22 protein-coding genes and 1 pseudogene are annotated in these 22,200 nt (G+C 50.7%); 8 read left to right on the forward strand and 15 right to left on the reverse strand.

Features of this window, described 5'->3' with window-relative positions:
• The first annotated feature begins 21 nt into the window (after window positions 1-21).
• From O4H47_RS03135 to O4H47_RS03145, 3 genes are all read left to right on the forward strand, one after another.
• Window positions 22-819, forward strand: coding sequence for a YgfZ/GcvT domain-containing protein (locus O4H47_RS03135; RefSeq protein WP_269392478.1), 798 nt, complete (start codon window positions 22-24; stop codon window positions 817-819).
• 23 nt (window positions 820-842) lie between these two features.
• Window positions 843-1,454 carry an HD family hydrolase gene (locus tag O4H47_RS03140; RefSeq protein WP_269392479.1) on the forward strand — a complete coding sequence of 204 codons (612 nt, stop codon included), beginning with the start codon at window positions 843-845 and terminating at the stop codon, window positions 1,452-1,454.
• A gap of 118 nt (window positions 1,455-1,572) precedes the next feature.
• Complete coding sequence (locus O4H47_RS03145) at window positions 1,573-2,109, forward strand: hypothetical protein (RefSeq protein WP_269392480.1); 537 nt, start codon at window positions 1,573-1,575, stop codon at window positions 2,107-2,109.
• 9 nt (window positions 2,110-2,118) lie between these two features.
• Here O4H47_RS03145 and O4H47_RS03150 read toward each other — a convergent pair.
• Window positions 2,119-2,502 (reverse strand): annotated as a pseudogene (locus tag O4H47_RS03150) (cell wall hydrolase); the annotation flags it as partial.
• A gap of 819 nt (window positions 2,503-3,321) precedes the next feature.
• Window positions 3,322-5,619 (reverse strand): putative PEP-binding protein, encoded by a 2,298-nt coding sequence (locus tag O4H47_RS03155; protein ID WP_269392481.1) that lies wholly within the window; start codon window positions 5,617-5,619, stop codon window positions 3,322-3,324.
• 106 nt (window positions 5,620-5,725) lie between these two features.
• Between O4H47_RS03155 and ispH the strand changes: the two genes are divergently transcribed.
• From ispH to rnhA, 3 genes are read left to right on the forward strand one after another with little or no spacing between them, the layout of a single operon-like run.
• Window positions 5,726-6,679: a 4-hydroxy-3-methylbut-2-enyl diphosphate reductase gene (gene ispH, locus O4H47_RS03160; protein ID WP_269392482.1), complete on the forward strand. Its 954-nt coding sequence runs from the start codon at window positions 5,726-5,728 to the stop codon at window positions 6,677-6,679.
• Complete coding sequence (locus O4H47_RS03165; RefSeq protein ID WP_269392483.1) at window positions 6,680-7,201, forward strand: GNAT family N-acetyltransferase; 522 nt, start codon at window positions 6,680-6,682, stop codon at window positions 7,199-7,201.
• Window positions 7,194-7,634 carry a ribonuclease HI gene (rnhA, locus tag O4H47_RS03170; protein WP_269392484.1) on the forward strand — a complete coding sequence of 147 codons (441 nt, stop codon included), beginning with the start codon at window positions 7,194-7,196 and terminating at the stop codon, window positions 7,632-7,634. Before O4H47_RS03165 ends, rnhA begins: the two co-directional genes overlap by 8 nt.
• Window positions 7,635-7,645: 11 nt before the next feature.
• Here rnhA and O4H47_RS03175 read toward each other — a convergent pair whose 3' ends face one another.
• The 10 genes from O4H47_RS03175 to O4H47_RS03220 all read right to left on the reverse strand — a co-directional run bounded on the left by O4H47_RS03175 (window position 7,646) and on the right by O4H47_RS03220 (window position 16,828).
• A complete protein-coding gene (locus O4H47_RS03175; protein ID WP_269392485.1) occupies window positions 7,646-7,936 on the reverse strand; it encodes a hypothetical protein in 291 nt (96 codons plus the stop codon).
• Between the two features lie 86 nt (window positions 7,937-8,022).
• Window positions 8,023-8,835, reverse strand: coding sequence for an agmatinase (gene speB, locus O4H47_RS03180; protein WP_269392486.1), 813 nt, complete (start codon window positions 8,833-8,835; stop codon window positions 8,023-8,025).
• Between the two features lie 26 nt (window positions 8,836-8,861).
• Window positions 8,862-10,952, reverse strand: a complete 2,091-nt coding sequence (gene glyS, locus O4H47_RS03185) for a glycine--tRNA ligase subunit beta (protein ID WP_269392487.1) — start codon at window positions 10,950-10,952, stop codon at window positions 8,862-8,864.
• Window positions 10,953-11,044: 92 nt separating this feature from the next.
• Window positions 11,045-12,952 (reverse strand): DUF2207 domain-containing protein, encoded by a 1,908-nt coding sequence (locus O4H47_RS03190; RefSeq protein ID WP_269392488.1) that lies wholly within the window; start codon window positions 12,950-12,952, stop codon window positions 11,045-11,047.
• 46 nt (window positions 12,953-12,998) lie between these two features.
• Window positions 12,999-13,502 carry a LemA family protein gene (locus tag O4H47_RS03195; RefSeq protein ID WP_419719592.1) on the reverse strand — a complete coding sequence of 168 codons (504 nt, stop codon included), beginning with the start codon at window positions 13,500-13,502 and terminating at the stop codon, window positions 12,999-13,001.
• A 122-nt stretch (window positions 13,503-13,624) separates the two neighbouring features.
• Entirely contained in the window at window positions 13,625-13,804 is a 180-nt protein-coding gene (locus tag O4H47_RS03200) for a hypothetical protein (protein ID WP_269392490.1), read from the reverse strand.
• 59 nt (window positions 13,805-13,863) lie between these two features.
• Window positions 13,864-14,763 carry a glycine--tRNA ligase subunit alpha gene (locus tag O4H47_RS03205; RefSeq protein ID WP_419719593.1) on the reverse strand — a complete coding sequence of 300 codons (900 nt, stop codon included), beginning with the start codon at window positions 14,761-14,763 and terminating at the stop codon, window positions 13,864-13,866.
• Window positions 14,764-14,862: 99 nt separating this feature from the next.
• Window positions 14,863-15,090, reverse strand: coding sequence for a hypothetical protein (locus O4H47_RS03210; RefSeq protein WP_269392492.1), 228 nt, complete (start codon window positions 15,088-15,090; stop codon window positions 14,863-14,865).
• 23 nt (window positions 15,091-15,113) lie between these two features.
• Window positions 15,114-15,989 (reverse strand): S49 family peptidase, encoded by an 876-nt coding sequence (locus tag O4H47_RS03215; protein ID WP_269392493.1) that lies wholly within the window; start codon window positions 15,987-15,989, stop codon window positions 15,114-15,116.
• Between the two features lie 53 nt (window positions 15,990-16,042).
• Window positions 16,043-16,828 carry a tRNA1(Val) (adenine(37)-N6)-methyltransferase gene (locus O4H47_RS03220; protein ID WP_269392494.1) on the reverse strand — a complete coding sequence of 262 codons (786 nt, stop codon included), beginning with the start codon at window positions 16,826-16,828 and terminating at the stop codon, window positions 16,043-16,045.
• 179 nt (window positions 16,829-17,007) lie between these two features.
• Between O4H47_RS03220 and O4H47_RS03225 the strand changes: the two genes are divergently transcribed.
• Entirely contained in the window at window positions 17,008-18,024 is a 1,017-nt protein-coding gene (locus O4H47_RS03225; RefSeq protein WP_269392495.1) for a polyprenyl synthetase family protein, read from the forward strand.
• Here the strand turns inward: O4H47_RS03225 and O4H47_RS03230 are convergent.
• The 3 genes from O4H47_RS03230 to O4H47_RS03240 form a co-directional block, all read right to left on the reverse strand.
• A complete protein-coding gene (locus O4H47_RS03230; RefSeq protein WP_269392496.1) occupies window positions 18,021-18,491 on the reverse strand; it encodes a BLUF domain-containing protein in 471 nt (156 codons plus the stop codon). The two genes, O4H47_RS03225 and O4H47_RS03230, sit on opposite strands and share 4 nt — an antisense overlap.
• Before the next feature lie 114 nt (window positions 18,492-18,605).
• Window positions 18,606-19,472 (reverse strand): 4-(cytidine 5'-diphospho)-2-C-methyl-D-erythritol kinase, encoded by an 867-nt coding sequence (locus O4H47_RS03235; protein ID WP_269392497.1) that lies wholly within the window; start codon window positions 19,470-19,472, stop codon window positions 18,606-18,608.
• Between the two features lie 5 nt (window positions 19,473-19,477).
• A complete protein-coding gene (locus tag O4H47_RS03240) occupies window positions 19,478-21,187 on the reverse strand; it encodes a tetratricopeptide repeat protein (protein WP_269392498.1) in 1,710 nt (569 codons plus the stop codon).
• A gap of 179 nt (window positions 21,188-21,366) precedes the next feature.
• Here O4H47_RS03240 and O4H47_RS03245 point away from each other — a divergent pair, with 179 nt between their 5' ends.
• Complete coding sequence (locus O4H47_RS03245; RefSeq protein WP_269392499.1) at window positions 21,367-22,182, forward strand: uracil-DNA glycosylase; 816 nt, start codon at window positions 21,367-21,369, stop codon at window positions 22,180-22,182.
• Window positions 22,183-22,200 lie beyond the last annotated feature (18 nt).

Below are 22,200 nucleotides of genomic sequence, written 5' to 3' on the forward strand. Positions count from 1 at the left end.
GCAAGGCAAACGGAGCGATTGATGGGAAAAATTATCAAATTGGATCGTTGTGCGGTTCAAATCTCAGGTACAGATGCGCAAAAACTGTTGCATGACACCCTCACCTGCAACCTTTCAACGCCGCTAGAGGGCAAAGCACGTTGGTTCGCCTTATTGGCACCGCAAGGCAAGATTTTGGTTGAGGGGCTTATTTCGGAAACCGATGATGGCTTTTTGCTTGATATTCCAATTTCCGAGTTGGAGAATTTCACGAAACGCATGCGTTTATATAAAATGCGGGCCGACGTAACGATCACTCCACGTGAAGATCTATCTGTGGGCTGGACAGGCGAGAACAGCGAACTGACAGTCGAAGATGCACGTCCGAGCATGGGATATCGTCTTTATAGCAGTGACAGCACGAGTTGGTCTGTCGATCAACAATCCTATCATCACCAACGAATTTCCAATTCAATAATGGAAATGGGCGGTGATTTCGAAGCCAATGGCTTGTTCCCACACGACATTGGCATGGACCAACTTGGCGGCGTGGACTTTAAAAAGGGATGTTACATCGGGCAAGAGGTTGTATCGCGCATGCAGCATCGCGGCACTGCACGTAAACGCCCTGTTATGGTGACTGGCGCAAGTTTAAACACAGGCGACAGCGTGGTTTTGGATGACAAGTCGGTGGGCAGCATCACCTCTTGCGCAGGGAAAAACGGCATTGCACTCGTGCGACTCGATAAGGTTTCGGATCCAGATGCATGTACCATCAATCAGCAACCAGTTCAGCTTGCGGTGCCTGCGTGGGCAAGTTACCTTTTTAGCGATTCTTGAACGCAACAATCGCTGGATTTAACATGGCACGCGCACCACAACGAGCTTGGCAACGGATGTTGTCGGGCCGTAGGCTAGATTTATTGGACCCATCTCCTTTGGATGTGGAGTTGAGCGACATCGCTCATGGCCTTGCGCGGGTGGCACGTTGGAATGGACAAACCAACGGCGACTACGCTTTTTCAGTGGCTCAGCATTCGGTTTTGGTTATGCATTTGGCCCTTGCAGGCAAACCTGAAATGGACGGCAGCGGACGATTATATGCGCTACTCCATGATGCACCAGAGTATGTAATGGGTGACATTATTTCGCCACTCAAAGCGGCGATGGGTGGGCAATATAAGGACCTAGAAGATCGCTTACTGTCTGCCATTCACGTGCGCTTTTCGCTCGCTGCCAAAGCACCAACTGCTACAACGAAGCTGATTAAAAAGGCGGACAAAGAAGCTGCCTATTTCGAAGCGGTCAACCTTGCCGGATTTGAACCAGCGGAAGCCCGCAAGATTTTTGGCGAACCCTCTTTGGCGAGCTTTGACTTGCCCGATTTTGACCAGCTCATCCGCCCTTGGCCAATCCACGTGGCACACGAACAATTTGTTGCTGTTTTCACCAGCATTCTAGGACCGATCAAATAACAACACATTCACATGTCTCAATATGAGACGCAAATTAACCCTATGTTAAGCATTGCTTTGACGATTGGGGGGGTTGGTTGATAAATCCTTAAGGCATACTGTTTCTTAAGGATTTGATATGTTTGGCTCCATTCGCAATAAAACAAATATGATGCCGCTCGCGCTTGTGCTGGCAGCAGTTTCTGGCGTCTTTTTGGCGGAAAGTGGCATTAAGTTCGCCAAGCCTGCATTTGCGGCCAACATTCTTGATGCGGCAAAAGTCAGCACGACCCAACTACATAGTGGAATTGACCTGAACAATCTGGTGCGCATTGATCGCAAAGTTTATAGCGTCACTACTGAGGATTATGTGGATCTTGAACCCATTTCTTCCGCGACAGTCAAAAAAATCAGCGCGGGGCGCGTTTTTAATGTGAATATTGCCACCACGTCGACCGGCACTTATTCAACCGACGGCATGCAATCACGCAATGTGCTTTATCCCGGAATTCACGTCGAAGAAATCACACCTTCACGCTTTGTCGATGGCGCTGTGATAATCTTAAGCAAACTGCAGGGCCGCGAGCTCCTCAAATTCATCCAGGGTTTAGACGACTTTGCCGTGAGCGACAAAGAAGGGTGCGAATCTCTTGGCAGCTATATCGGCTGCAAATAGCGACGCGCATCATCCTTTCTTAAATCGATAGAAAATGTGCACGCCGACTTGGGTTAGCTTCTTGAGCTTTGGTGCCCACTTTGGATTCACATAATTGGCGTGGTAGTGGGTCGCATTGGCGACATTTGGCAAATAAATATCGCCTTGAATAACTTTGGTGGCGATTTCTTTTGCCTGCTTCCACGCTGCTTGTTCATTCACCCTTTCCGGAACGCCATCGCATGCAAACGAGAACTGGCAACGGTTCTTCCAACTTTGGTTTTGGAACACCACAGAGCAAATTGAATTTGGATATGCTTTGTGCTTAACACGATTTCGCACCACTTGCGCTACTGCCACCTGCCCCCGATAGCTTTCTCCACGCGCTTCAAAGTAAATGGCTGTTGCCATGCACCAATGTTGCTTTTTAGTTGCATCCATTGATGCTTGGGTAAGCGTAGGCGTAAAGTCTTTTAGGTCAGGCGCATTGTCGCGCGCATAGGCAAGTTTTGTGGGCACAGACAATGGATAGGGCAGAGATGGGTCGCGCACATCACGAATTTCTTGCCCACCACTAAGCGCTTCAATTGCGCCAAGCGCGGCGACGTCTGGCATTGGTTGCGCAGCTACACCAAATGCTTGTTCGGCCCGTTTACGGGGTTGGCTACTCGCAGTCTTTGGTGCAATCGCAGCGACTTGAACAGGATCTACGCGCAGCGATTTTTCGATTTTGGTTTGCGATTCAAGCATCGCAAATCGAAGCTGGTCGAAGCTTTTCACAATCTCAACAGCGGAAGGGCCGCTTGGCGTTGCGGGAGAAGTTCCTTCTGCCGCACTTGCAAATATGCTCTGGCCAAACATGGCCGCATAGCCCGTTGGCGGTGCGGCAGCCTCAACAACTGGCGCAGCAATGTCGGCCATGGTGACAGCGAGATCTGTGTTGACGTGGTAAGGCCACACCACTAGCGCGGCCGTGGTCGTCATGGCAAAACTAGATAAAGCGCAAAAGCGCTTAAAGGCGCTAGCCTTCTTTCGCCGGGCCTGTTGCAGCCGGGCGGCCAGATAAATACTCATACTCAACTCGATGCTACTCAATCGACTAAACACATGCCGACCCCGCTATTGTCTCAAATCTTGGTTTATGGGGAGTAAACGCCAGTTAAGGGCACAGTTAGACGACAGGCGGGCAGCGCTGTGGTCGTTTAGTGGCAATTTTATGGTAGGTTAATCGCGTCAGCTTTGTGATTGCGCCAGTGCAAGCCGAGCGATGGGCAATCGGTAGGGTGAGCAGCTGACGTAATCAACGTTCAATCCAGCAAAGAATTTCAAGCTTTCAGGGTCGCCCGCATGTTCGCCGCAAATGCCAATTTTTAGGTCTGGGTTGGCTTCTTTGCCGCGCTGAATAGCGATTTTGATCAATTCGCCAACGCCCTTTTTGTCAATTGTTACAAAGGGATCAGCATCATATAGTCCACGCCGCTGATAGGTCGCTAAAAAGGCAGGCGCGTCATCGCGTGAAATACCAAACGTTGTTTGCGTCAGATCGTTGGTTCCAAAGGAAAAGAAATCCACATGCTTGGCAATATCATAGGCACGCAATGCTGCACGGGGCAGTTCGATCATTGTGCCAATTGAAAACTTAAAGCTCTCTGATTGACTGACGCCCAACCGCTCCATGAGCTGCAGAATTTTTGTGCGCACCCAATTTACTTCCCGCGCAGAGGAAACAAATGGCACCATAATTTCCAAATTGACCGGAATATCATGCGCCTCAATTGCGGCCCGTGCCCCAGCGACAAGTGCACGGATTTGCATATCCAATATTTCAGGGTGAGAAATGGCCAGTCGGCAGCCACGGTGCCCAAGCATCGGGTTCACTTCCGCCATGCGCTCCAAGCGGTTGCGTAACCGCTCTGTTTCCAACCCCAAGGACGCTGCGGTATCCTCGAGCTCTTCTTCACTGCGGGGCAAGAACTCATGCAACGGCGGATCAAAAAGCCGAACTGTGATCGGCAGGCCTTCCATCGTTGAAAATAGTCGCGCGTAATCATCAGCCTGATATTCTACCAAACCGTCCAGCGCTTGTTTGCGGTCGCGGTCATTCTGTGAAAAAATCATCCGGCGCAAAGCCACCATACGCTCAGTTGAAAAGAACATATGCTCAGAGCGCGCCAAACCTATACCTTCAGCCCCAAACGAAAGTGCAATTTTCGCCGCTTCTTCTGTTTCCACGTTGGTGCGCACATGAATCGTGCGGCTGCCGTCTGCCCAATCAAGCAGGGTACTAAGCGCACCGCCAATTTTTGGCTGGCTAAGGGGCAAGGCACCAGCGTAAACCTCGCCGGTGCTGCCATCAATTGTAATCTCAGCGCCAGCAAGGAATTCTCGCTCACCTAAGCTTACTTTGGTGTGCAAAGGATCAATCGACAAACTGCGCACGCTGGCAACGCACGGCTTACCCGTGACCCGGGCAATCACGGCTGCATGGCTGGTAATACCGCCGCGTGCCGTCAATATGCCAGCTGCGGCTTGCATGCCTTCTATATCTGAGGGACCTGTTTCTACACTCACCAAAATGCAGTCTTTGCCGCGTGCGCGATAGCGTGATGCATCTTCGGACGAAAACACAATCGCTCCACTTGCCGCCCCGGGGGAAACGCCCAGGCCATTCGCCAATGCGGCAACACGTTTTTTGCCCGTTAGGCGCGGGTGCAAAATTTGGGGCAATTGAGCGGGGTCGATTTCAGACACCGCTTTTCGTGGTGTCCAGTCCCCGCTATTCACTCGATCAATCGCAGCTTCAAGGTTTGCTGAAATACTTGCCTGCACAGGGCGTGCAGACAAAAATACCAGTTCCCCGTTTTCTTCGACCACCAAACACACCATATGTGCGCCGGCCAAACCGTCCATTTTGCGGCAAAAGCGACGGGCGGTAACTGGATTTGCGAACTGAGGCAGCTCTGATTGACCATGTAGTTTGACCGGACCAAGCTCACCGGTGCTTAAATCACGCGTAAGAATTGAGAACGGTTTTTGCTCCGTTGCTGCTTGCACGAGAACGATTTGTTCTTTGGAAAGGTCGCGCCCCGTATCGATTGTCCAGACGGGTGTGCCATGCAGATACGACTCAAATGCACGGTCAATCGCGCGCGCCAATGGCTTTGAAGGGTCTGCGGCTTCGCTTTCGCGTTTTGGCGCGTCGACTTTGCCCCGTACCCTGGCCAAGCCGGCCATATGAGTTTGCGCTGCGGTGCGCACAACAAGCTTTGGCGGCTCCTCGCCTTTTGGGACGAGCTTAAATAGCGCAGCAATCCAGCTGGTGTGCAGCGAACTACCCGGCTTTGCTTCCTTAACTGCTTCCCAGGCTTGGCGTGTGATGCAAATGGTTGGGCAAACCCTTTGGCCCGATTTGGCCATTGCAAAAACCCATGCCGCTTTTCCCACCACCAATCGCTCTTGTTCTCGCGACAAAAGCGGGCGTTCGTTCGCCGGTGCGATCGCGAACATTTGTTGGGAAATGGTAAGAGACACTACAGCTCGACCTAGATTGCGTAACAGATTCTGTTTAGTATGACTTAGTGTCGCCGTAAAGTGCAACAAACTTGACACCGGTTCTAGAACAAAGCATCTCACATCTATGGCAAAAAAAAGTTCTTTGGAAATATTACTTTGTGCACCACGCGGTTTTTGCGCTGGTGTTGATCGTGCAATTCAAATAGTCGAGCTCGCGCTGCAAAAATACGGTGCGCCCGTTTATGTGCGCCACGAGATTGTGCACAACAAATATGTGGTCGACGGCCTAAAGGCAAAAGGAGCTATATTTGTTGAAGAATTAGAGGAGATTCCAGATACGGATGCACCTGTAATCTTCTCCGCGCACGGCGTGGCCAAAAGCGTTCCCGCACAAGCCAAGCACCGCAATATGTTCTACTTGGACGCTACCTGCCCTCTTGTTTCCAAAGTACATGTGGAGGCCCAGCGCCATTTTGAAGCTGGTTACGAGATTATTCTGATTGGCCACCAAGGACATCCAGAAGTTGTTGGCACAATGGGCCAATTGCCAGACGGCGCAATAAGCTTGATTGAAACAGTTGAAGACGTCGCTAGCTTCACCCCAAAGAGTGATCAAAAACTAGCGTTTGTGACACAAACCACTCTGTCGCTTGATGATACGGCAGCAATTGTTGCAGCTTTGCGCCAGAGATTTCCCGAAATTGCAGCACCGCACAAAGAAGATATTTGCTACGCGACGACCAATCGGCAAGAAGCGGTAAAAGTAGTTGCGCCCTTAGTTGACGCCATGATTGTGGTGGGCGCGCCAAACTCTTCCAACTCTATGCGCCTGGTTGAGGTTGCTGATCGTGGTGGCTGTTCAAAGTCAATGCTCGTGCAGCGCGCAAGCGAGATCAAATGGGAACTGTTTGAGGGCATTAAATCTTTGGGCATTACTGCTGGTGCCTCGGCGCCCGAAGAATTGGTTGACGAAATCATCGCCGCGTTCGGCGAACGGTTTGAAATTACGGTATCGGTAAAAGTCACTGCGACAGAAAACATAGCTTTCAATGTACCCCGTGAACTTCGGATTGCCTAAATGGGCCACCCGCAACTGATTTTGCAATCAGAACGGTTGGCGTTCAGCACGTGGTCACCAAGCCAAATTGGTGATGTTATTGCTTTGCACCGCGATTTAGCGGTCACCCAACACCTCTCGGGTCGCATTGAAGATGAAGCAGACGCCAAAAGGCGCATGGGTGTCTGGGCGGATGAGTTTGAGAAATATGGTTGGTGCAAGTTTCGCGTAATGCGCAAGTCAGATGGGGCATTTATTGGCCGGGCGGGATTTGGCCTAGAGGAAGGCGAACCTGAAATCGGCTACGCGATATCACATGCGGAATGGGGTAAAGGATACGCTCAAGAAGCTGCATTTGCGCTACGCGATTGGATATTTCGCGCCACTGATCACCAATCCTTTATCGGCTATGCCTTCACTCAGAATTTGGCCTCCGTGCATATTCTTAAAAAAATTGGCATGCAGTTTACGCACACAGACGTCGACGACTCAGGTAAAGAACTCAGCTTCCACAAACTGACAAAAGAACAATGGCATGGCTGAGCGGGTTTCAATTTTCACAGATGGTGCATGTTCGGGCAATCCGGGCCCTGGTGGCTGGGGCGCGCTTTTGCGTTTTAACGGTACGGAAAAAGAACTGTGTGGTGGAGAAGCACTGACCACAAACAACCGCATGGAGTTGTTGGCGGCTATTGAATCACTCAACGCTTTGAAGCGTTCATGCGAGATCGACCTTTATACGGACAGCCAATACGTCAAAGGCGGCGTGACCGGCTGGATGCACAATTGGAAGCGCAACGGCTGGAAAACTGCAGCTAAAAAACCGGTTAAAAACGAGGATTTGTGGCGTTTACTTGACTCAGCACTTGAGCGACATAAAATCGAGTTTCATTGGGTAAAGGGCCACGCCGGGCACGAAGGCAATGAGCGGGCAGATGAATTGGCCAACAGGGGCATGGCACCGTTTAAGTCTTAGTGGCGCAGCTTTTAATTCACCGCACAGATTGGCTGACTGTCTTTGACGATGATCAATTGCTCACCTGCGTAGCGGCGGTCTTGAACGCGGTCAAAAGCATCTTCGGCCATCCAAATATTGTTTGAACAGAAATAAGCTGACGTGCAAGCTTTGCTTGCTTTGGCTTCGCATTCTGCTTTCTTTGACCACCCAATCTCGGCAGCGCTCGAAGACTTTAACTCAAAGTTTGCAGCTGTTGCTGCACTTGAGCCGATCAACAACAGTCCCACAAACAAAGATTTTGCAGCCGATTTTTTACTCATTGATACTCTCGTTCTGACAATCTTTAGAACACTAGGTGTTTGCGCCACATTCATCTATCGGAATATAGTGAATGAATTGTTTGCGTTTAGCCGCCAACAAGCAATCGGCCCATGATTTCTTTTGCCAAACGCGCAGCGACCATGGCGGTCATATTGTTGATGTCGCGGTGGGGGTTTAACTCGACAATATCGGCACCAACCAATGGCCCTTCAAAGCAATGGACCAAATTGATCACCTGACGCGATGAAAAACCGCCGGGCTCGTGATGGGAAACGCCCGGAGCAAATGCTGGGTCCAAGCCGTCAAGGTCCACAGACAGATAGACGGGCCCATCAAATCCCAATTGAGCATTGTCGTCCCAATCTTTCATCTCGATAATCTCAACGCCAAAGCGCGCGGCCTGTTCGCGTTGATGATCGTTTAGGGTGCGAATGCCAACTTGCAACAATCGAGAAATTCGGCCGGTTTCCATCAACCGCGCAAACGGTGAGGCATGGGACAATGGATTACCCTCAAAATCGTCATAGAGGTCACCATGAGCGTCGACGTGCAAAATATTCAGCCCATCATAGCTTTGGGCGTGCGCATCGATCAGCGGAAAGGACACGGAGTGATCACCGCCCAATGACAAGACACGCTTGCCTTCAGCGATCAATTCAAGCGTTGTGGCTCTAATTTTTTGTGAGGTTTTTAGTCGATCGCCATCTGCAAAGCTAACGTCCCCCGCATCAACCCAATTTTCATTGTTGCCAAGGTCGACCCCTAGCTCTGTCCACATGTTGGAACTGTCACAATGAAAAGCTTCACGAATGCGCGCCGGCGCAAGGGATGCCCCGGGCAGAAAGCTTGAATTATGGTCAACCGGCACACCAAGAAGTGCAACTTTGTGTTGCGACATTTCCCCTCCTATTGGCCGAACGGACCCTAGCCGGCCAGTTTTGAAAAATCAGCGATTAAATGCATTGTTTCGCGCAGTTTAGCGAGCAAATTCAAACGGTTGATCCGCACTTTTGGATCATCATCATTCACCATCACATCATCAAAAAACGCATCAACGGGCAGACGCAGTGACGCAAGATCATTCATCGCTGCGGCAAAATCTTCATTGGAGATGTTGGCGGCAACGCTTTCATTCACCACCTTGATGGCAGAGAACAACTGCGATTCTTGGTCAAGCAAAAACGCTGAATTGTCGACGGTCTGATTGAAAGCTTTACCGTCTTTCTTTTCCTCGGCCCGCAGAATATTTGCAGCACGTCGATAACCGGCGAGCAAGCTTTCGCCAGCTTCGCTTTCCAGCAATCCGGCCAATTCTTTCGCTCGCGCAACAATGCTTGGCAGCGTGAAGCCCTTGGCCAAACCGCCGTTGCCCAACACAGCGTCCAATACATCGTGTTTAATGCCAGTGTCGCGCATTTGCACAACCAAACGGTCTTCAAAGAAGGACATTAGATCTGCAATTTTTGCCTCATCCGCGGCACCCGAAATACGCACCATGTGATCGCCAACGAGTTTTGATAGGTTGAGATCAAGCTGGTTGTCGAGGGAGATGCGGATAACGCCAAGTGCTGCGCGGCGCAGTGCAAATGGATCTTTTGACCCAGTTGGCTTTTCATCAATTGCCCAGAAGCCGGTCAAAATGTCGAGTTTGTCAGCAAGCGCCACAGCAATCGAAACGGATTGTGTTGGCACCTCATCGCTTGGACCCGATGGCTTATAGTGATCAAGAATGGCGTTAGAAATTTCAGGTTTCTCGCCTTGTGCGGCTGCGTAGTATTTTCCCATCAGACCCTGGAGCTCAGGGAACTCAAAAACCATATCGGTGACCAAATCGGCCTTGGCAATTTTTGCTGCACGAGCAGCGTCGTCAGCATGTGCACCAACCATCGGCGCAAGCTCTGCGGCCAAAGCAACCAATCTTTCAACACGTTGAGATTGGGTGCCCAATTTTTCATGGAACACCATTGCATCAAGCTTTGGCAATCGGCTCTCGAGTGGCCGTTTCAAATCCGTGTCATAAAAGAACTTGGCGTCAGACAGACGCGCGTGGATCACCCGTTCATTGCCCGCAACGATTGTCTTGCCACCGTCAGGTGCTTCAATATTTGAAATCAGCAAGAAGCTATCGGCCAACTTCCCCGTTTTTGCATCGCGGAGGCAAAAGCATTTTTGGTGCGAACGAATGGCAGTGGTCACCACTTCTTCGGGCAAACCAAGGAATTGCTCTTCAAATTTCCCCATCATGACCACAGGCCACTCCACCAAGCCTGCGGCTTCTTCAAGCAAGCCTTGGTCAGTGATAACTTCCAGCCCTTGGGCAAAAGCCAAATTGTCGGCGTCAGCTCGGATGATTTCCATACGTCGGTCAAGATCAAGGACCACTTTTGCGGATTCCAGCGCGGCTGCGTAGTCTTCAAAGCGACGCACAGTGATGGCCGCTGGGGCCAAAAAACGGTGACCATAGGTTGTGTTGCCTGACTTTACGCCACCAACCTCAAACTCAATGGTTTGGGTCTCGTCACCTTCAACTGCAAAGGTTGCAGTAATAGCGCGCAGCGGACGAATCCAGGTTAGATTGCCACTTCCCCAGCGCATAGATTTTGGCCAAGGGAATTTTTCGACGAGCGTGGGCACAATATCGGCGACAATATCTGTAGTGTTCTCACCCGGTTTTTCCGTAATAGCGACGTAGAAATCGCCCTTTTTGGGATCGTTCTGCACTGTTGCCTGATCTAGCGAAGTCAAACCAGCGGCGCGCAAAAAACCTTCGATTGCTTTTTCAGGCGCATCCGTGCGAGGGCCCTTACGTTCCGTTTTGGTGGCTGCAGAAGCTGCAGGTAATCCCACTACAGACAGGGTTAAGCGCCTTGGGGTCGCGTAAGATACCGCGCCCTCATATAGCAAACCTCGCTCCACCAGCGCGTCGGTAACGAGCTTTTTCAAGTTTTCGGCAGCACGACGTTGGTGACGCGCAGGGATTTCTTCTGAAAACAGTTCGAGGAGGAGTTCAGGCATATTTGCTTACTTCAATTGGGTGAATTTCAAGTCAAAGTTTGATAACGACCAAATGGGTCAATGTCCACGGTTTTTGCCCCCTTTTGTGGAGACTACCAGCCGCCGCCGCCGCCGCCGCCCCCGCCGCCGCCTGAAAATCCGCCACCCGAAGAAAATCCAGACGAAGATGCGGATGCAGGTTGAGCTGCGATCATTGCCGCACTCATGGCCGTTGCGGTCGAAGCGATATTGGATGCAATGCGGCCTGCGCGCCAACTCCGGCCCGCATACCAAGAAGGGTTATAGCTTTGATCTTGCGGGTTTACGGCATTGCGCGCCAGTTCTTTTTCAAAATGTTCCGACCAAGGCTTTTCAACCCCCAGCGCCACAGCGTAAGGCAAGATTTGTTCAAACCGTTCAACGGTCAAATCAGGCGCACTATGCATATTCAACCGCTCTTTTTCGGCGGTCTCCATATACATTTTAAACCCTTCGATTTGATCCATAATTTTGCGCCCTTGCACGGTGGCTGCACGCATGGTCAGGCCAAAACCGATATTGATGATTACAATGGTAATTGCAGCTATTGCACCGGGCTGGCCCTGCACGAACTGTTTTGCGCCGGCAAAAAAGTCACCGGAGTAGAGGGTGCCCAGATCAAACACATTCAACGAAGCGATTAGGCCGGTCGAAATGTTGCCCAGCAGCACAAAGAAGATGAAGATGCCAATACCCCGCGACATGCGCGGCCCCTTGCCGCTGTGCGAAATCACGCCTGAGATTATGGCGACAACAACACCGGCAATAACTGCAACGACCAGCCAGAAGAAATGCAGAACTTCAAAATAGAGCATACCGAACAGGCAGATCAGGGATAGCGCAAGACCTGTGATGACAAATCCCGAATTTCGATTGAAGTACGTGCGTCGGTTTTCATCTTCAATGGTGTCGATAAAATCCGAGTGCAACTCATGCAAGCTGGCGCCTACGTTCTTGTCGATAACCACAGATCCTTTGGCATGGAACCATGTGTAGAGTTTTAGCTCGCCGCTGGGTAATTCGCCTGGCTCTTTGTTGGTCACAGTGACTTTCGTGTCGTCCCCATTCTGTCCGAGTTGCACCAACCCTTTGGTGGCCAAGGAAATCAAAGCAGCGGTGAAAGCTGTCCAGCCAGACTTTGCCCATCCGAAGTTGTGCACATAGTGGGTTAGAGCGGGCGAAAAGCCCTTGGGTGGATAGAACAATGGAATAATTGTCCCTTTTTTGGGGTCCCGGCCCACCGCGTTCCATGCAGAATAGAAATAGGAAAAAACCAGCAAAAAACTAATGGCGGGCAAAAACACAGCACGGCGATCAGAAAGATAAGCCCAAAAATTATCCCAAGCCGTGGGCGGTTCCATCAAGCCTTTGTTGAAGCCAACGACAACGCTTAACCCTTCGCCCGGCGCGAATGACTGGTTGGCACTGAAAGTCGTGTTTAGTGCACCATCGTGGGAAATCGTTGCATTGTTGGCGCTGCTACCAAACGCACCCGTGTAAGCTCTTGTTTGCTGAATGTGCGCGCCTTCTGGCAAGCGCACCTGCGCAACCGACGCGTTAATTGGGATGTTCCAAAAGTTTCCCGTAACATTCCAGTAAATTTGGTCAGAATCTGGCAAGTCGCGCACTTGATGCCACGTTCTGTATTTCAACGTGTAATTGTAGATGCCAGGCGACAAATAAACATCGGCATTGCCTATATAGATGCGTTCGCCATTGGCTTCCGTTTCAGAATGCCAGTCGTCAGGCTCTCCATTTCGAAGCACTTGTAAGACTTCAAGGCCGTGATCGATTGCATAGCCATTGTCGCCGCGGGATTCTGTTGGGATATAGCGCCAAATGCCGCGCTGAATTTCGCGTCCCTCCGCGTTCACCCGAATGGTTTCGGTGACGATGATCGAGCGATCGGTTTGCACGTCGATGACAGAGGAATAGGACAAAATCGCCTCAGCACCATAAGCTGGTGCCAAAGCGAAAAACATTGCAAAAACAATCAGAAATGAACGCAGATGCGTCCTCAAGTTGACCTTAGAATGATACATCAGGAACGGCACGATCCGCTTCGTTTTCAAGTTCGAAATACTCAGCTTTAACGAACTGAAACTGGTTGGCAACAAGGTTTGAAGGAAAGCTTTCCACCATCACATTCAAGTTGCGTACGGCCCCATTGTAATAACGGCGAGAGAGTTGAATTTCGTCCTCAGTTGTTTGCAAAGCGCCTTGAAATTCAAGGAATGTGCTGTCCGCTTTCAGATCCGGATAGGCTTCTGCCACGGCGATCAGTTTACCCAGTGCGCCAGACAACATGCTCTCTAATTTGCCGCGTTCGGCAGGTGATGCATTGGCAGCGCCTTGCACAGCTGCGCGCGCTTCAGTAACCGCTTGCAGCGTTTCTTTTTCGTGGCCCATGTAGCCTTTGACGGTTTCGAGCATATTGGGGATCAAATTGGCGCGGCGTTTGAGTTGTACGTCAATGCCCGACCAGCCTTCTTCTACCATTTGGCGGTTCTTGACCAAATTGTTGTAGGCCATGATCGCATAGATGCCCACCGCGATGACGATTGAGAAAAGTACCCAGAAAATTTCCATGGCGCAGCGCCTCCCATATGGATATTGAACGCGAGTTTATACAAAGAGTTGGCACTTGTGAACGACTAAGCGGCCAATAAAAAAGGGACATTTTGGAGATGATCCAAATGTCCCTTTTTATGTTTCGCTTTTCGTGAATAATCACGTTTGTTTTTGACGATTTTGAGTTTGAATTGATGTTCACTCAGCGCCTTGGCCGCTCGATTGGGCGGCGCGGCAATTCGTCGATCCTTTGATCGTTTCATCGCACATCTCCTTGATCATACAAGGGTGATATAGGGGATTGTGTGCAAGAATTAAAGGTCTACGCGCCACCAGCTTCGGTTTGCAACCATGCTCCACCGCAAGCCTTGGCGAGTTCGCGCACCCGCAAAATATAACTCTGGCGCTCAGTCACCGAAATCACGCCGCGCGCATCAAGCAAGTTGAATGCATGCGAAGCTTTGATGCATTGCTCATAGGCAGGCATGGCCAGCTTGTGTTGATTGCCATCGGCACCAGCAGCCAACAAGGCTTTGCACTCATCTTCGGCGTCTTTGAAATGGCGGAATAAGATTTCTGTGTTCGCGTGATCAAAATTGTAGCGTGAGAATTCTTGTTCGGCTTGCAAGAACACGTCGGCGTAAGTGATCTTCTCATCACCTTCGCGCCCATTAAAGTTCAACTCCATAATGCTATCAACGTTTTGCAAATAGCACGCAATCCGCTCAAGACCGTAAGTCAGCTCGCCCGAAACTGGCGCGCATTCAAAGCCCGCGACTTGTTGGAAGTATGTGAATTGGCTCACTTCCATGCCGTCACACCAGCATTCCCAACCAAGACCCCATGCGCCAAGCGTTGGGCTTTCCCAATCGTCTTCTACAAAGCGCAGGTCGTGGACCTTGGGGTCAATGCCAATGGCGTAGAGCGATTGCAGGTAAAGCTCTTGCAAGTTCTCAGGCGAAGGCTTGAGGATCACTTGATATTGATAAAAGTGCTGCAAACGGTTTGGGTTTTCACCATAGCGACCGTCGGTTGGACGACGAGACGGTTGCACATAGGCAGCGCGCCAAGGTTTTGGACCCAGCGCGCGCAATGTGGTCGCAGGATGAAACGTACCCGCGCCCATTTCCATGTCATATGGCTGCAAAATAACGCAGCCTTGATCAGCCCAGAAATTTTGCAAAGTTAGGATCAAACCCTGGAACGAGTTCTTTGGGTCCATATGCGCAGGAAGTTTGGTGTCGCTCATTGTCGCAACCTTTTGTCGATCAGCCAATCGGGTTTTGTGCAGGCGCGAACCTAATGCGCGACGCTGAATTTATCAAGCGCCCTTGTCATCATCTTTTTTATTATCGCCGGGGCGGAAAACCCCATCCTTTGGATCTCGCCTCAAGTCCACGATGTCTGAGCGCTTGCGGTCTTTACGATCGCGCTTGAGTTTGTCTTTGTCCGCCTCATCAAAATAGTCCATTACGTTGCGCCGAATGGCGCGCACACCATAAATGATGGCAGCAATGATGATCACGAAAGTGATTACTCTTAGCCACATATGCGCGCTCTCCTTTTTGCCCGCTAAAGCCCGAATCGGCTCCACATTGACTTGGCCTCAACTGAAGCAATCAAATCATCCGTAAAGCTGCCCTCTGCGCCATTTATTTGCATAAAGGGCAATCGCGGCATACTAAAAAACGGTCTTTTGGGTGTGATCCGTTCCAGTTTTACTTTTTTGCCGAACTTCTCGCGCAGCACTTCGTGCATGTCGCCCAATCGATCCACAAGACCAAACTCAATGCCGGTTTTTGCGGTCCAAAATTCGCCGGTGAACAGGTCTTGATTTTCCATGTCTAGCTTATCGCCACGGCGCGATTTCACATAATCGATAAAGACATCATGGATATCGAGCTGCAGTTTTTTAAGCCGGTCAATGTCGGCTTTTTTCTCGGGCAGAAATGGATCAAGCGTCGATTTGTTTTTGCCCGCCGTATAAAGACGGCGCTTCACGCCAATCTTTTCAATAGCATCTTCAAAGCCAAAGCTGGCGGAAATGACCCCGATAGAGCCAACGATGGAAGATGGATCAGCAATAATTTCGTCGCCCGCACTGGCGATAAAGTAGCCACCTGAGGCCGCCACGTCTTCAATGAATACCAAGACTTGCTTATTCTTCTCAGCCGCTAGGTCGCGAATATACTTTGCGACCAATCGCGATTGAACGGGCGATCCACCGGGCGAATTGATGATGATAGCCACTGCCGGCGCGCGTTTTATCGAAAAGGCCCGTTTAAGCAAAGGCGCTGAATTGTGAATATTGATGCGGTCCGGGCGCGATGCAGATTCGATTACACCTGAGAGGCGCACGACAGGGATCACCGTTCTGTCCCGACCCAACAGGCGCACATGCCAAGGTGCTGGAACAACAGATTGGTCTTGTTCATTGCTGATGGTCATACATAATCCCCTAGAAGCTTCTTGTTGCCGTAATGTAGGCATGATTTGCGCTTCTACCAGTGGAGTTGCGCTTTTCCCATCAAAATACTTTGTACTTGGGGCGAAAACTCTCGCCCCGTTTCCCCGTGCAAATGTAAGGGGCTAAGCAAAGTTGTGGGTGCCTTCGACCCTTTTTGGCCGCGCAGTAATACACGCGATGCGGGTTGGCCTGGGCGCGATACGATGGGCAGGATCGAGATATTGCCAATGCGCCGATCATATGCGCGCAACAAATCATTGATCGCTTCTGCGCGGTGAATAAAGATAATCTCAGCGGTTGCGGACGCTGCGCTAACCGCCACTTTCACCCATTTTTCCAAACAATGTTTGGCATGGGCGTGAGCTTGCGCGCCATATTGGTCTTGGGGCAAAGACACGGACTTATCGTCAAAATAGGGTGGATTGGCGATTACGCAGTCAAAATGATCAGGTTTCAAACCGGCGGCTTCGCGCTCAGGCCCTTTCGCCATGATATCGACTTGGCTGATCTTGGCGCGGTCGCTAAGGCCGTTGTTTGTAGCATTAATTTGGCAAAGCTCAACCGCTTCGGGCGATAATTCAGCCATGTGGGCGCAAAGCTTTGGGTGGTGAACAAGCGCTGTGAGTGTGGCAACGCCCACCCCGGCGCCCAACTCCAAAAGATGGTTTGTGGCGTCGGAAACTGATGCGCCCAACAATACGCTATCAACCCCAGCCCGAAAACCTTTTTTGGGCTGCAGCACCGCCAGCTCACCACCAAGGAATGCGTCCTGTGTGACATATTGCTGTTTTACATTCGCTTGTGGCTGGTCTAGGGACATGTAAAGTGCGCTGCAAATGGTTGTTGACGTTGACGATCAATGCAAACTTATAGCATAGCCATAGCCTTTGGTACCAATTGCAACAAGATGATTTGCGAAATGCAACGCTGTAGCTTAAAGCTCCCATGCGGGATAACTGGAAATACGGATGCGTTTTTGACGCGTTGGGGCGAGTAGACATGAGCACAATGGAAGCAACTGCTGCAAAAATTATTGATCAACCGATTGTTGATCAACTTGTCGCGCACACCTCTGTCGAAATGGAAGAGGTCAACAAGCTCTTGCTTTCGCGCGTGGGGTCACACGTTCAAATGGTTCCCGACATCGCCAACTATCTCATTTCCGCTGGTGGCAAACGTTTACGTCCTATGCTCACTGTTGCAGCTGCGATGATGTTCGAGCCCAAAGGGCAGCAGCACATTTCCTACGCCGCAGCAGTGGAATTCATGCATACGGCCACGTTGCTGCATGACGATGTGGTTGATGAAAGCGACAAACGACGCGGCCAGGACGCGCCCCGAAAGATTTGGGGCAACGCAGCAAGCGTGCTTGTTGGCGACTTCTTGTTGGGCCAAGCGTTTATGATGATGGTGGACGCCGGCAATTTGGAAGCGCTGGGCATTCTTTCCCGCTCTGCCGCCATCATTGCGGAAGGGGAAGTTTTTCAGCTTACCAATGCAAAAGATGCAAACACCAAAGTTGATGATTATTTTGAAGTTATCAAAGCTAAAACGGCTGCGCTTTTTGAAGCCGCTACTGAAGTTGGCGCAATGGCTGGCGGAGCCAACTTGGCGGATCGTTCAGCGCTGAAAACCTATGGTGCGCAATTAGGCATTGCTTTCCAATTGGTCGATGATGCCCTCGACTATGGTGGCGTGTCCGGCACAATTGGCAAAAATGTGGGCGACGATTTGCGCGAAGGCAAAATGACGCTGCCCGTACTGCATGCCTTGCAAAACGCTTCAACTACAGACGCACAGTTTATTCGCGAGAATTTGGGCAACCAAGACGCGAGTGAAAAAGCGGTGTCACGTGTGGTTGGCATATTACAGAGTTGCGGTGCCCTGCAGACCACACTGGATCGCGCTTACGAACATGCGGATTTGGCAAAGGCCGCGCTTGCGCCACTGGCCGAGCGCAATGGTGCGCGTATCCTCATAGAGATCGCAGATTACTGCGTTGAACGCGCAGCCTAGGCGCTTTTGCTAAACTCTTCCAGAATTTGCGCACGCCAATCGTCTTTCTTAAAACGTCTCAGCACTCGCATGGCGATTGAGTCTCCAATTGACTTTTTATCGAGCTCTTTCAGGTAATCGACATAGCCCTTCAATCCTCGGCTGCTTTCATCTGAATCGATATAGGCCATTGACCAATCATTGAACTCGAGTTCACCAACACCATGACGCAACAAAAGTTTCACGTTGCGGTGTCGTGGGTCGGTTTTAATGCGCATGAAGATCGCTTCCACAGCAATCCGCGGGCCTTCCAGCACCTGCAAAAAACAATTGTCGTGATAAACAAGCAAGCCACCAACATCGACGCTATGATTGTTCTTGCGTGAGATGTGAAGCAAATCACGGATCTCGTCCCTTGTCAGGCGACGGGTGCCCAAGCTCGCGTATATTATTTGAAAAGGTTGCAGCATGTTCTCGTTTGATATCATCGCAACTCTCCCTCACTTTCTTACAAGGTCAGTGTTGCACATGGGTTTTGAGAAATGGTCGAGAGCCTTGCTAAAAGTGTAACTATTAAACTGTTAAGTAGTTTTGCTTTGAACTCAGATAATCGGGGACTGTGCGACCCAAGAATTTGGGAACTTTTGATGCATTTGCTGTGCGGCAGACATGGCTTGTACTTCTGCTCCAAATACACCAAACACCGTTGCACCAGAGCCAGACATACGAGACAATATGCACCCTGGCAGGTGCGCCATTTCGCGTGTTAGTTCAGCGATTTGCGGCACAATTTGAATGGCAGGTATTTCCAAATCGTTGCGTGTGTCTTGCAGCCAAAGCGCCAGCGCAGCGCTATGCTCTACTTGTGTTGGCAAGGGAGGCATTTGAGGATTGGACTTTGATTTCAGTTGCCTAAAAATATGTGCCGTTGGCACGCCAACCCCAGGGTTTGCCAATACCAACTGCAGCTTAGGGAAAGGATCAACAACCTGAATTTTTTCACCGACACCACCAATGATGCATGTGCGAGAAAACAAACACATGGGAACATCGGCACCAAGTTCCAAGGCCACTTCTGATAGTTCTGCGATTGAGATATCGCTTTGGGACATGCGCGCTGCCATACGCAACGTGGCTGCAGCATCAGCCGATCCGCCACCTATGCCAGCGGCTACAGGCAGCATTTTCTCCAGTGTAATGTCTAGCCCATCGGGCAAAGACTTGGGCCAATGATGGCGGAACAGGTCCAGCGCCTTGAGAATAATATTAGACCCTTCGCCCACCAATGCTTTGGCAAACGGCCCGGTAACACCAAGTCGATCTTTCTTTGATTCGCGCGCCGTCAATTCGTCACACAATTTGGTGAAAACCGTTAGGCCCTGCAATTGATGGTAGCCTTTGGGCGTCTGTCCCACTACATGCAAGGAGAGATTAACTTTTGCTGGCGCAGGCTCCGTCCAAACACTCATAAATGCTAACCCGCATCAGCCTGTTCTGCATTAGCGTTCAAGCCATCCGCAATCTTAGCGTCAAGTTTTAGGGCCAATTCCTCGTCAGGTTTCATTTCTTTGGCTTTCGCCCATTGAAAGCCAGCTTCGCGTTTGCGGCCAACGTGCCAATATGCATCGCCTAGATGATCATTAATGGTGGCGTCGCTTGGGGTGAGCCGATTTGCGCGCTCCAGCGTTTCAACGGCATCATCGTATCGGCCGAGTTGAAAATAGGCCCAGCCAAGGCTATCCACAATATACCCATCGTTTGGGCGCAGGCTGACGGCTGTTTCAATCATTTCCAGAGCTTCGACTAAATTGATGCCCTGATCGACCCAGCTATATCCCAAATAGTTGAGGACTTGGGGCTGGTCGGGATAAAGCACCAGCGCTTGTTTGAAGTCAGCTTCCGCCAACTCCCAACTCTTTTGCCTCTCGTACGCAATGCCACGCACATAATAAATGTGCCAATCGACAAGCCTTTCGCCACCCGTCAGTTTCAGAACCCTAGAATATGCCTCGCCAGCTTCCTCATAGCGCTTTTCAAAGCGCAATGTGTCGCCAAGCGCTGTTATCGCCGTTACATCATCTGGACGCAGCGCCACAATATTGCGCAACCGCTTAATCGCGGCCTCGCTTTGATCCAATGCGCGCAGGTTTTCTGCGCTGCGCACCAATGCTGAATAATAATGCAGTGAATTTTTTGGTATGTTTTCGTAAATTGCGTTGGCTTCTTCATACCGCTCAGCGGTTTCCAAAAAGTCAGCCGTTGCAAAGGCGATCTGGACAGATTTTGGATTTATGTAGCCCGCCAAGCGCACCAACATTAACGAAGGCTCTGAAGCCCCTTCACGCGAAAGAGCAGAAGAAAGGCCGCGCAATAACTCTGCTGTTCCTTCTTGAGCGTTTTCCGTGAAACGCCCCGGCCGTTTCTTCGCTGCAACGACTAGAGCCAATTGCTCAATTTCTTCATTGGTAACGCCGCGCTCAAGCAAGCGGTTGATTACCTCAAGAGATTGATCGAACTCACCGTTGTTGGCCAAAAAGCGTGCGTAAGCCTCAACAATTGAAAAAACATATGGATCGACCTCATAGGCTTGCTCGTAAAGCGCGCGGGCTTTCTCTTTGTCGCCACTAACATCGGCCATCAAGGCATGTTGGAACACCAAAAACGTTCGAAATCCATCTTGAGTAATCGATTCGATAGTCTTATAGGCCTTTGCCTTTTCGCCATTCCCCACATGGTTCCACGCCAGAACCACATTCGATGTAATGCCGTAAAGCGTATTGAGAGATGCGCCACTTAAACTGGTTTCAACCGATTTGTAGCGTCGCTCTTTAAGGGCAACAACGCCAAGCACCAATTTTGAGATTTCATAATTGGGCGCGGCTTCAACAAGGCGACGCGCAACGGTTTCGGCCTTTGCCACCTGTCCCGATGCCAAAAGCGCCTTGAAGGTGCGCTCTTGCAACACAACATTGTCCCAGTCCATGTCCAGCGCATTTTCAAAGTAAGCGGCGGCCACTTTGTTGCGTCTATCTTCGTAGGCCCCCCGGCCTGCCAAAAAGCTGCCTGAAACTGAAGGTGGTGTCACCATGAAGCTTGTCGTATCTGACATTTCCTGCGCAGCAACAAAACCGTTCGCTCCAATCGCCGAAATGGACAAACCAACAATCGCGGGAATCAACTTCATTTTAATGTTCACAAAACGCGGCTTTCTTTATCAACTGAATCGGTGGGTCACCTTTTGCCCCGAGATTGGCCATTTTATGGCAGCCGCGCAACCGTTTAGGTGCAATTCTTTGTTTACAGGGGCAGTTCTTTGACAACTCGCTCATGACATTGGTCGATCTAGCGTGATATGATCTTGATATGCAAGAAAGTGGGAATGACATTGGCATAATGCGCGCGGCCCTAGAATGGTACAGCGCAATGGGCGTCGACATGGCGCTGAGCGACGAGCCCGTCGATCGATTTGCTGCGCCTGCGAGTGTGCAAAAAACAGCACCGGCTTCCATGCCATCAAGTGCCCAAACGACTACCGATGCACCCGCCCCCACGCAAACGCATATGCAGCCTGAGGTCCACAATGTGGAAGAGGCCAAGGCCCTCGCCGCAGCGGCAACCACTCTAGATGCGTTGCGTGAAGCTATGGATGGTTTTGAGGGCTGTCCGTTAAAACACCGCGCAACCAATTTGGTTTTTGCGGCTGGGAACCCAGACGCAGACATTATGCTGGTGGGCGAAGCACCTGGCCGTGAAGAGGACATGCAAGGTGCGCCTTTTGTTGGTCGGTCTGGTGAATTGCTCGATCGCATTCTCGCAGCAATTGGACTTAATCGCGAGAAAGTTTTTATCGCCAATACCTTACCGTGGAGACCACCGGGCAACCGCAATCCAACGCCCGCGGAAACCGCGGTTTGTTTGCCTTTTTTGGTGCGGCAGGTTGAATTGGTTGCACCCAAGGTTATCGTGACCATGGGCGGTGCCGCTTCAAAAACACTGTTGAAGACCGAGGCCGGTATTTTGCGTCTGCGAGGCAAGTGGAAAGATATTGAAGTGGGAGAACATTCCTGCACTTCAATCGCCACATTGCACCCCACTTATTTATTAAGTCAACCTGCACAAAAAGCATTGGTGTGGCGCGATATGTTGAGCTTGAAAGCCAAAATGGCGACGTTTGAATAACGTGTGCCGAATTCAGAT

It is taken from the genome of Maritalea porphyrae (assembly GCF_027213965.1).
Classification (GTDB): Bacteria; Pseudomonadota; Alphaproteobacteria; order Rhizobiales; family Devosiaceae; genus Maritalea; species Maritalea porphyrae_A.

What these genes read in the sequence shown, in the direction of transcription:
- O4H47_RS03210 (WP_269392492.1), bottom strand. Translation starts at nt 15,090, where the DNA reads ATGTGGCTAAGAGTAATCACTTTCGTGATCATCATTGCTGCCATCATT.
- O4H47_RS03140 (WP_269392479.1), top strand. Translation starts at nt 843, where the DNA reads ATGGCACGCGCACCACAACGAGCTTGGCAACGGATGTTGTCGGGCCGT.
- O4H47_RS03145 (WP_269392480.1), top strand. Translation starts at nt 1,573, where the DNA reads ATGTTTGGCTCCATTCGCAATAAAACAAATATGATGCCGCTCGCGCTT.
- O4H47_RS03245 (WP_269392499.1), top strand. Translation starts at nt 21,367, where the DNA reads ATGCAAGAAAGTGGGAATGACATTGGCATAATGCGCGCGGCCCTAGAA.
- O4H47_RS03225 (WP_269392495.1), top strand. Translation starts at nt 17,008, where the DNA reads ATGAGCACAATGGAAGCAACTGCTGCAAAAATTATTGATCAACCGATT.
- rnhA (WP_269392484.1), top strand. Translation starts at nt 7,194, where the DNA reads ATGGCTGAGCGGGTTTCAATTTTCACAGATGGTGCATGTTCGGGCAAT.
- O4H47_RS03135 (WP_269392478.1), top strand. Translation starts at nt 22, where the DNA reads ATGGGAAAAATTATCAAATTGGATCGTTGTGCGGTTCAAATCTCAGGT.
- O4H47_RS03205 (WP_419719593.1), bottom strand. Translation starts at nt 14,763, where the DNA reads ATGGACCCAAAGAACTCGTTCCAGGGTTTGATCCTAACTTTGCAAAAT.
- O4H47_RS03230 (WP_269392496.1), bottom strand. Translation starts at nt 18,491, where the DNA reads ATGATATCAAACGAGAACATGCTGCAACCTTTTCAAATAATATACGCG.
- O4H47_RS03220 (WP_269392494.1), bottom strand. Translation starts at nt 16,828, where the DNA reads ATGTCCCTAGACCAGCCACAAGCGAATGTAAAACAGCAATATGTCACA.
- O4H47_RS03175 (WP_269392485.1), bottom strand. Translation starts at nt 7,936, where the DNA reads ATGAGTAAAAAATCGGCTGCAAAATCTTTGTTTGTGGGACTGTTGTTG.
- speB (WP_269392486.1), bottom strand. Translation starts at nt 8,835, where the DNA reads ATGTCGCAACACAAAGTTGCACTTCTTGGTGTGCCGGTTGACCATAAT.
- O4H47_RS03215 (WP_269392493.1), bottom strand. Translation starts at nt 15,989, where the DNA reads ATGACCATCAGCAATGAACAAGACCAATCTGTTGTTCCAGCACCTTGG.
- O4H47_RS03165 (WP_269392483.1), top strand. Translation starts at nt 6,680, where the DNA reads ATGGGCCACCCGCAACTGATTTTGCAATCAGAACGGTTGGCGTTCAGC.
- O4H47_RS03235 (WP_269392497.1), bottom strand. Translation starts at nt 19,472, where the DNA reads ATGAGTGTTTGGACGGAGCCTGCGCCAGCAAAAGTTAATCTCTCCTTG.
- O4H47_RS03240 (WP_269392498.1), bottom strand. Translation starts at nt 21,187, where the DNA reads ATGAAGTTGATTCCCGCGATTGTTGGTTTGTCCATTTCGGCGATTGGA.
- O4H47_RS03195 (WP_419719592.1), bottom strand. Translation starts at nt 13,502, where the DNA reads ATGGCCTACAACAATTTGGTCAAGAACCGCCAAATGGTAGAAGAAGGC.
- glyS (WP_269392487.1), bottom strand. Translation starts at nt 10,952, where the DNA reads ATGCCTGAACTCCTCCTCGAACTGTTTTCAGAAGAAATCCCTGCGCGT.
- O4H47_RS03200 (WP_269392490.1), bottom strand. Translation starts at nt 13,804, where the DNA reads ATGAAACGATCAAAGGATCGACGAATTGCCGCGCCGCCCAATCGAGCG.
- O4H47_RS03190 (WP_269392488.1), bottom strand. Translation starts at nt 12,952, where the DNA reads ATGTTTTTCGCTTTGGCACCAGCTTATGGTGCTGAGGCGATTTTGTCC.
- ispH (WP_269392482.1), top strand. Translation starts at nt 5,726, where the DNA reads ATGGCAAAAAAAAGTTCTTTGGAAATATTACTTTGTGCACCACGCGGT.